Annotated in this window: 6 protein-coding genes; 2 read left to right on the top strand and 4 right to left on the bottom strand. The window is 72.3% G+C overall.

The window, feature by feature from the left end:
• From AC13HU_RS28485 to AC13HU_RS28475, 3 genes are all read right to left on the bottom strand, one after another.
• A partial coding sequence (locus AC13HU_RS28485) for a hypothetical protein (RefSeq protein WP_483044832.1) occupies window positions 1-1,577 on the bottom strand: 1,577 nt, incomplete at its 3' end.
• 111 nt (window positions 1,578-1,688) lie between these two features.
• Entirely contained in the window at window positions 1,689-2,282 is a 594-nt protein-coding gene (locus AC13HU_RS28480; protein WP_483044831.1) for a TMEM165/GDT1 family protein, read from the bottom strand.
• A gap of 470 nt (window positions 2,283-2,752) precedes the next feature.
• The gene (locus AC13HU_RS28475) at window positions 2,753-3,550 is read right to left on the bottom strand and encodes an ABC transporter permease (protein ID WP_483044830.1); all 798 of its coding nucleotides are present in this window, start codon (window positions 3,548-3,550) and stop codon (window positions 2,753-2,755) included.
• A gap of 452 nt (window positions 3,551-4,002) precedes the next feature.
• Here AC13HU_RS28475 and AC13HU_RS28470 point away from each other — a divergent pair, with 452 nt between their 5' ends.
• A complete protein-coding gene (locus tag AC13HU_RS28470; RefSeq protein ID WP_483044829.1) occupies window positions 4,003-4,824 on the top strand; it encodes a DedA family protein in 822 nt (273 codons plus the stop codon).
• Between the two features lie 43 nt (window positions 4,825-4,867).
• On the opposite strand, the gene AC13HU_RS28465 is transcribed toward AC13HU_RS28470, so the two are convergent.
• Window positions 4,868-5,038, bottom strand: a complete 171-nt coding sequence (locus tag AC13HU_RS28465) for a hypothetical protein (RefSeq protein ID WP_483044828.1) — start codon at window positions 5,036-5,038, stop codon at window positions 4,868-4,870.
• 272 nt (window positions 5,039-5,310) lie between these two features.
• Here AC13HU_RS28465 and AC13HU_RS28460 point away from each other — a divergent pair, with 272 nt between their 5' ends.
• Window positions 5,311-6,729 carry a family 2B encapsulin nanocompartment shell protein gene (locus AC13HU_RS28460; RefSeq protein ID WP_483044827.1) on the top strand — a complete coding sequence of 473 codons (1,419 nt, stop codon included), beginning with the start codon at window positions 5,311-5,313 and terminating at the stop codon, window positions 6,727-6,729.
• Window positions 6,730-6,809: the final 80 nt, after the last annotated feature.

Here is a 6,809-nt window from a genome sequence, read left to right as displayed (position 1 = left end):
TCCCCCGACCGCGCGGCCTCCCCCGCCTCCGCCATCAACTCCCGCAGGCTCCCCCGGTACGCGGGCAGCAACCGGTCGAACGCCGCCCACTTCTCCTCCGCGTCCCCGAGGTGCGCGTCGGCCAGAGCGCCCAACTCCCGCGCCGCGCCCTCGGTCAGCGGGCCGCGCCCCTCCAGCGCGTCCAGCGCCGCGAGCGCCCGTTCGGCCGGCCGCGCGGTACGCACCAGCTCGACCGGGTCGAGCAGCCCCGCCGCAACCATGCTCTCCGCCCACCACACGGCGCTGCCATCCAACTCCTCTTCCGCCAGGCGGCGTTCGGGCGCGGTGGTGTTCCCGGACCGCCGACCGCCCGCGCGCCAGGGCTCGTTGAGGACGCTCAGCCTGAACGCCAGCCGCTGCTCGTCGCTCGCCTCCTCATGCCGGGCCAGCTCCTCGCACGCCTTGGGCATGAACGGGCTGTCCACGTGCGCCTTGTACAGCGCGTGCAGGTCGTGCGCGTACGGCTCCGCCAGCAGGTCGCGCAGCGTGCTGGTGCCGCGGGTGACGGCGAGCAGTTCCGGCAGCCGCGCGGGGTCGTCGTACGGCTCGCCCTGCGCGTACAGCCGGCGCAGCGCGTCGCCCGCTCCGCCGTCCTCCTCGGCCAGCGCCTCGGCGACGGCCGCGTGTACCGGCCGGGTCAAGCGCCCGGTGACGGCCGGGTCGTCGAGCAGAGCGCGCAACGCCTCGGGGCCGCCGCGCTCCCAGACCCGGGCCAGGGCGTACTGCTGGGCCGATCCCCGCACGCCCGCGCCCAACGCCCTTGCCGTCAGCTCCGGATCGCCCGAGCACAGCAGCGGCACGAGCCAGGTGCGCGGCACATCGGCGCGCGGGTCGGTCAGTTCGGCCCGCAGCGCCGGGTCCATCGGCACCGCGTCCAGCCGGCGCGCGAGCGTACGGCGCAGGGAGTACGTGGCGCGCGGGTTGCGGTAGACCGCGGCCCCGACCGCCGCGTCCCCGACCGCGAGCAGCCGCGCCAGCACCCTGGTGTCGAGGCGGGAGTGGCGGGCCAGCGCCTCCCGGGCGCGGGAGTCGCCGTGCTCCGTGACGGCGGCGGTCAGCGCCGGCCCGGGCAACGTCCCACCGGACAGCAGTTGTTCCACCGTGCGGTCGGGCAACGCCGCCAGCGCGACGGCCGCGTGCTCCGGCCCGGCGTGCTCGATCACGAGCGCGAACGTCTCGTGCACGCTGCGCGGCACCGGCGCCCGCAACCCGCTGCCCGACGGCGCCGGCGGCACGGGCGGTGCCGCGTCGGCGAGCAACTCGGGCACGCTGCCCCGGTATCCGGCGAGCGCGTCGTGCACCTGGAGCCACCGCGCGGCGCTGCCCCCGAGCTGCCGCTCCACCAACGCGCCCAGCGCGCCGGCCACTTGACCGTCCACCCCGCCGGCCGCAGCGATCCGTGCCGCGGCGGTGCGGGCCGGCCGCGCGCCCGCCAGCGCGTCCGCCGCGCCCCCGCCGTTGTTCCCCCGGGTCCCCGCCGCCAACGCGATGATGCCGCGCACGACTTGGGTCCCCGTACCGCTCTTCGTTCCCGTCACGCCCACCACCCTACGAACAGGGTCCGACAACGGACGGGGCGCCTCGATCACCTCGGAGAAGGGCGCCCGGGAAGGGCCATCTCGGGGAAGGGCGTCTCAGAGGAGGGCCTCTCAGAGGAGGGCGGCGCCCGTCGCCGCCTCGTACAGGCTGAGGCCCGCCAGGACGACCATGACCGCGGCCGCGACCTTGGTGATCAGCGACAGGGGCACCCGCTTCATCAGCAGGCGACCGCCGAAGATGCCGAGGGCGCCGACCGCCCAGAGCCCGAGGACGGCGCCGATGGCGACGGAGACGGGGTTGTCGTAGCGCGCCGCGAGGTTCGCGGTCATGATCTGCGTGAGGTCGCCGAACTCGGCGACGAGGATGAGCATGAAGCCCGCCCCCGACACCTTCCAGAAGCTCTGGTCGGCCGGCGCCTTGACCTTTTCCTCCTCGTCGCCCTTGGACAGCAGCAGCACGGCGGCGCCACCGAGGAAGAGGACGCCGACGACGCCCTGCACCCAGCGATGCGGGAGCAGCGTCAGCAGGCTGCCGGCGGCGATCGCGAGCGCGACATGGACGACGAAGGCGGCGGCGACGCCGACGAAGACGTAGGAGGGCCGGTAGCGGGTACCGAGCATGAGACTGGCGAGCGCGGTCTTGTCGGGGAGTTCGGCCAGGAAGATCACGCCGAAGACGACGGCGATGACGCTGATGCTGAGCACGGAAGTTGTTCCTCGATCGGTCGGGGCGGCCGCACCGAGAGGACCATGGGCTTTCCAGGGGTCGCTTCGGCACGGCAGCGTCAGGACACTGCGGCCGAAGGTCTCGCTGGCGGGCACACGCGGTGCACCGCCTCCGGGCGCCGGCCCGACACGTCCGCGCACCTCGCGATGCGGAACGGCCCGGCAGTATGTCGACGGTCCGGCGAAGAGCTACTCCCCTTCTGCTGCCCCCATGTTACGGCATCGAGCAATCCGCCCGGCCGAGGGCGACGCCGTACGGTCACGGTCCCGGTCGCGCGACTGCGTACGGTCACAGGTCCGCGGCGGCGCAACGCCGTACGGGAACCGCCGCGCGGTCGTACGAGCCGATGACCGTGCGCGGTCGCGCGCATACGAGCCCACGACCGTACGAGCAGACGACCGTACGACTCCGCGGCAGCGCCGCTTCGCGCCCCCGCCACTCCGTGCGGCTACGCCTTCCGCCGCCGCACGACCTCCGCCCATGACCGCCTGCGTGGCGGCGCCTGGTGCCGGGGCCGGGTGATCCGGCCGCGCGCGACCAGTTCCAGCACCACCGCCACGGACACCGCCTGCACCGCCATCAACGCGATCAGTACGAAAAGCTGCACCGCGCCGGCCGACACCGGGCTCGCCCCGCCCAGCAGCATGCCGACGAACGCCCCCGGCAGCGTCACCAGGCCCACCGTCCTGGTCTGGTCGAGCCCCGGGATCAGGGCGCCCGAGGCCGCCGGCCGGGCGATCTCCATGCGCGCGTCCCGGTCGCTGAGGCCGATCGCCATCGCCGCCTCGACCTCGCCGGCCCGCCCGGCCAGTTCCTCCAGCGCCCGCCGCCCGCCCAGCACGGTGGCCGTCAGCCCGCCGCCGATGAGGATGCCCGCAACCGGGATCAGCGCGATCCCGTCGATCGGCACCAGCCCGCTCAGCACCAGCACCGCCACCACGGGCAGCGCACCGGCGCCCACCGCCACTGCCGCCCAGCGCCAGGTACGGTCGGTGGTGACGCGCCGCCCCGCCGTACGCGATGCGACCGCGTACATCAGCAGCACGAAGGCGAGCAGCGCCGCCTGGTGCTTGACCACCCACCCGATCAGCGCGGACACCGCGGCGAGCTGCACCGCCGCCCGGACGCCGGCCAGCACGATGCCGCGCGCGTAGTTCTCCCGCACGTCGGCCAGCCGGGCATACGCCGCGATTCCCGCGGCGGCCACCAGCAGCACCGCGAGCACGATCCCGAGCGTCCAGTTCACCGGCAGTAGCGACGAGGACGACGAAGAAGCCAGGAAAGATAGGGGCGAAGTGAGCGAAGGGTGCAAAGCGTGCGAAGGGAACGAAGGGAGCAACGAGGCCGGGAAGCCGCCGGACTCGGTCAGGGAAACGGCGCCGGCCGCTGTCACGGGACTGACCACCTCACACTTGACGTGCGGTTTCGCCGCCGACTCCGCAGAATCTGCGCCGAACCGTTTCCGCGAGAGTATTCCCGCCGTAATAACGCCGTGATTGTCTATTACGTCACGTGCCCTCGCGGGAACCATGGTCCACGACTGGCGTACGCTGTACGGCTGACGGCGGTTGAAGATCCGCCGCTCGTTGACGCGACACCGGCAGCAGGTCTCCGGGGCACTTCACAGACGGGCTCGCAGGACCAAGGCATGAGACCAAGGCACGACACGAGCAGGACGGCGAAGGGCGAGGAGGCGTAGTGCTGCATAACCTGGGCTCCCTCTTCGACTGGCCGTGGATATATCTGCTCGTGGCACTCTCCGTGCTGCTCGACGTGTTCGTGCCGGTGCTGCCCAGCGGCGTCCTGGTGATCAGCGCGGCCACCGCCGGCTCGACCGGCGCGCGGAACGGCATCCTCGACATCCTCGTGCTGCTGGTGTGCGCGGCAACCGCGTCCTGCGTGGGCGATCTGCTCGCATACCGGCTCGCCTGGCGTGGCGGGGCGTGGTTCGACCGGCGCATCGCGAACTCGCGACGGCTCGCCGCCGCCCACGAACGGCTCGGACAGGTACTCAACAGCGGTGGCGGCGCCCTGGTGGTGCTGGCCCGCTTCGCGCCCGCCGGCCGCAGCGTCGTGAGCCTCGGCGCCGGAGCGGCCCGCCGCCGCCCGCGCGAGTTCCTGCCCTGGTCGGCCCTGGCCGGGGTCTGCTGGGCCACCTACAGCGTCGGCCTCGGCTGGCTCGGCGGCCGGTGGCTGGGGACGAGCTGGTTCGGCACCCTGATGTCCTTCGTCGCCCTGCTCGGCGCCGGCGCCTTCGCCGCGCTGATCTTCCGCCGCGAGCGGCGGATAGCGATCGAGGCGGCCGAGTTCGCCGCCGCGCCGCTCACCGCGGGACCGCTGACGGCGGCCCCCGTCGCGACCCCCATCGCGGCGGCGCCGCTCCCGACGCCGATCGCCCCGCTGGTGCCGCCGCTCATCCCGCCGCGGCCGACGTTCTCCCCCTCGCTCGCCGGCAACCCGCTCGGCATCCCGCCGCAGACCACGCCGCCGGACCGCAGCGCGGTGGTCGAGGCGTTCTGAGCGCCCACCGAGCCGCCCACCCGGCCGCCGGCCGCCCATCGCATCAGCGACGACGCCGCCTGGCCGGGTAGCTCCAGCCCGAGCCGACTCCGGCCAGGTGCAGCGCGACGCAGAACGCCCCGGCCGGCAGCAGGCCGAACGGCGTGAAGCCGGCGTCCGTGCTGATGCCGGTCGCGTTGACGAGGTAACCGATGGCGAAGATGACGGCGCCCACGGCAGCAAGAACGCGCAGCCTCCTTGAAGTGGTCGGCGCCCGAGTCGGCGCCCCCAGCCATCCGCCTTCCCCCCAACCCCCATGCGACGCACATCAGTTCGCACCCCAGGGACGGATGGTCACGGAGCCGTACGGAACCGGACGGATCGCCCCGCCCCGAGGCGCGCTTTCCCGTATTTCGGAAAGTATTCTCACTCGATCCGGCAATAGTCAGCACTGTCCGTAGCTGGAAAGAATGGGCCTGTATCACCTCCTTACGGGAAGGACAGTCCATGTCGGTTGATGCGGGTCAGGACACCGCACAAGGCAATCCGCAGGACGCTCACGCGCGGACCAGTCTCGACACTGCTGCCGCGCGGAATCTGGCGACCACCACCAAGTCCACCCCGCAGATGCAGGGCATCTCGTCCCGCTGGCTGCTCAAGGTGCTGCCGTGGGTACAGGTCAACGCGGGCACATACCGGGTCAACCGCCGGTTGAGCTACGCGGTGGGCGACGGCCGGGTGACCTTCGTGAAGACCGGCTCCGAGGTCCGGGTCATCCCGCAGGAACTGGGCGAGATCGCCGCGCTGCGGTCGTTGGACGACCTGCCGGCGCTGACCGCGCTGGCGGATCGTTTCGTCCAACGGGAGTACGGACCGGGTGATGTACTGGCCGAGGCCGGCCGCCCGGTGGACACCGTCTACCTGATCGCCCACGGCAAGGTCGAGAAGATCGGCGAGGGGTCGTACGGCGAGCAGACCCAGCTTGGCTCGCTCGCCGACGGCGCCTACTTCGGCGACCAGGCACTGCTGGGCGGGGACACCTGGCAGTACACCTCCAAGGCCGCCACCGCGACCACGGTGCTGGAACTGCCGCGGCAGGCGCTGGAGTCGCTGCTGGAGACCACCCCGCCGCTGCGCGAGCACCTGGCGGCGTTCCGGGCGCTGCCGAGCCAGCGGACCAACAAGCGCGGCGAGGCCGCGATCGAGCTCGCCTCGGGCCACAAGGGCGAGGCCACGCTGCCGGCCACCTACGTGGACTACGAAGTCAAGCCGCGCGAGTACGAGTTGAGCGTCGCCCAGACCGTGCTGCGGGTGCACAGCCGGGTCGCCGACCTCTACAACGAGCCGATGAACCAGACGGAACAGCAACTCAAGCTCACCGTCGAGGCGTTGCGCGAGCGCCAGGAACACGAGCTGATCAACAACCCCGAGTTCGGTCTGCTCAACAACGCGGACTACGACCAGCGCATCCAGCCGCACGCCGGCCCGCCGCTGCCCGACGACCTCGACGAGCTGATCAGCCGCCGCCGCAACACCCGCTACCTGCTCGCCCACCCGCGCACCATCGCCGCCTTCGGCCGCGAGTGCACCCGCGCGGGCATCTACCCGGACCCCGTGGAGGTGAACGGCTCCACCGTCCCGGGCTGGCGCGGCGTGCCCATCCTGAGCTGCAACAAGATCCCGGTCACCGAGGCCAGGACCAGCTCGATCATCGCCATCCGTACCGGCGAGGACAACCAGGGCGTCATCGGCCTCAACCAGACCGGCCTGCCCGACGAGTACGAACCAGGGCTCAACGTCCGCTTCATGGGCGTCGACGAGAAGGCGATCATCAGCTACCTGGTGACCACGTACTTCTCGGCCGCCGTACTGGTGCCCGACGCGCTCGGCGTGCTGGAGAACGTGAACGTGTCGAACTGGAGCTGAGGTGACGGGAGTCGGTCATAACGACTGAACCGGCGTGACGTGAAAGAGGGCGGTTCCCCCACCGGGCCCGGTGGGGGAAC

The sequence above is a fragment of the Streptomyces sp. NH27 genome (assembly GCF_056859195.1).
Note: the sequence above shows the minus strand (reverse complement) of the source record. Positions and strands in the feature narration are given on the sequence as shown.